Below are 2,269 nucleotides of genomic sequence, written 5' to 3' on the forward strand. Positions count from 1 at the left end.
CCTCAAGATATAACAATGGATTGACAGCCACACCATTCTCCTCGACCTGGAAATGCAGATGATTACCTGTGGAACGGCCTGTTGTACCGCTCAGACCAATCTGCTGTCCCTTCTCAACATGATCGCCGACTTTGACATAAATCTCAGAATGATGCATGTATTTCGTCACCAGGCCATTACCATGGTCGATGGTGATCAGATTACCTGCAGACCCCGAATAACCTGCAAAGATAACGGTTCCGCTTTCTGCTGCATACGTCGGGATATTCTCACTGCCTGTACCAAGATCAAGCCCCTTATGGAATTTATTGTCAAACTCTCTGAATCCGAAGTTGCTTGTCACAACCGCACCCGGACAAGGATCTGCAAATCTGCCGATCATCGCTGAAAAATCCTTCAGTGTCATATCATCCAGACGATACAGATCATACAGTTCCATCAGCTTGATCAAGCTCTTGCCATAATTCAGATCTGTTGCCCAGCGCTGTCCAATACGCATCGCAAAGGTATTGGCATCATTGACACCGCTGATCAGATCACCGTAACCATTCTGAAGAACCTTGCATCTGTCCTCAATGGCTTCACTGTATGTATTGTACGCACGGAATGCAGATGTTGTAGAATAAATCTTTCCATCCTTCGTCATCTCAGATGTACGCATTGAGACACTTCCTGCAGTACCTGAACCTTTAATGCCGAATAAGTTACAGTAACCGTAGGCCAGTCCTGAAAGTCCCTGTCCTTTGTTGCCGCCCGGTCCGTATGTACCATAACCGGATTCCTGTATGATCTGGGCAATTGTAACAGAAGCCGGATAACCGTATTCATCCTGGCTCTTTAATGCTCCGACAATCATCTCCTGAGTAATAAATGACGGCAGACCCTTAATCGGAACATCTACATTATACTGTACTCTATCACCGATCTTCTTGAAAACACCGGATGCCTTGTAGGAAACATCCTGCTGAGTATTGCTGCCTGTCTCTGCAGTTGTCTGAGACTCCGTTGCTTTTGAATCTGTCGATGCCGAAGCATTATCTGATGAAGACCCAGGTGTCGTTGTCTCCGATGACGCAGTCTCCGACTGAGATTCTGATTCTGTTTCGGATCCTGTCTCTGTTGTTTCTGTCTCTGTTGTACCGGTTTCAGTATCTGTTGCCCCTGTCTGGGATTCTGTCTCTGATTCCCCTGTTCCTGTCTGGGACTCTGTCTCAGTCTCAGAAGCTGATGTCTCTGAAGCCTTTGTCTCAGTCTCTGTTGTCTCCGGTGCCTTTGTCTCGGTATCCGACGCTTTTGTCTCGGTCTCCGGTGCCTTTGTCTCGGTCTCTGTCGTATCAGGGATCTCAGCACCTGTCTCCGGGTCTACCTTGCTGCCGCTGGAATTATATAAATAACCGGATGTCTCACTGTAAGTCAGTTCACCATTCGCCAGCATACCTGCTACCTTGTCTGATACACGTTCATAAACACCATTTATGTCTTTCGCTTCTGTATCACTATATGCTGCCTGCGATGCCGTGGACGCTTCGTCCGCGTATACTGCCATCGGCTGGGCTGCAAGCATAGCAGCAACTAAAACACTTGCTGTATACTTCTTCCATGTGCATTTCTTCAATTCTATTCAGTCTCCTTTTCTAATCACTTTGTTGTCACGCATTGCATTCTGTTCCCACATTAGTTAGAAACGACCACTATTTATTATACTCTTTTTTTGCCGTTTCTGTCAAGTTCTTTGGTGAGTTGCAACTAACTTTTTTTCTTTCTGTAAAAAATCTCCTGCCATGATTTCCTTTCTTATACTACATCATGTCTATTATAACTCGTTTTTCCATCATATGCACCCAACAATTATCGCAATTTGTTTATTTGATATGTCGTTTATTGCGAAAATATTATATACTATACTGTATCATCAATTCTAAAAACGCCACCTTGAAAGGTGTGATTTTTTTCTTCGCAGATGCCTGCGCACCTGGCAATCCAAAGGATGCTTCTGTTGAAGATCAGAAAGAACTTTTCAAAAAAATCATTAAATAAACGTAACTTTATATAGCAGTGTCTTATATTTCAAGTAAACATCCTCCTGTGCTGCAAGTATTCTGTATACAATTTAGTACAAAGAATCTTCTTGACAATTTTTCAAAAAGGTCTATAATCTGTAATTGTTTCAAGAACAAACAACAAAAGCAACGATCAGGACACGATTTTCTTAGCCCGGTATTCTTTCAGAGAGCTGACGGTTGGTGTGAGTCAGCAGATACTTAAGAGA

Annotated in this window: 1 protein-coding gene; it reads right to left on the reverse strand. The window is 43.5% G+C overall.

Annotated elements, in window-relative coordinates:
• Positions 1–1,615, reverse strand: a 1,615-nt coding sequence (locus tag WMO25_RS17330) for a peptidoglycan DD-metalloendopeptidase family protein (protein ID WP_349086435.1), incomplete at its 3' end; no start/stop codon positions are given.
• Positions 1,616–2,269 lie beyond the last annotated feature (654 nt).

Origin of the sequence: Coprococcus intestinihominis, from assembly GCF_040096555.1 — a bacterium.
GTDB lineage: Bacteria > Bacillota > Clostridia > Lachnospirales > Lachnospiraceae > Coprococcus_A > Coprococcus_A intestinihominis.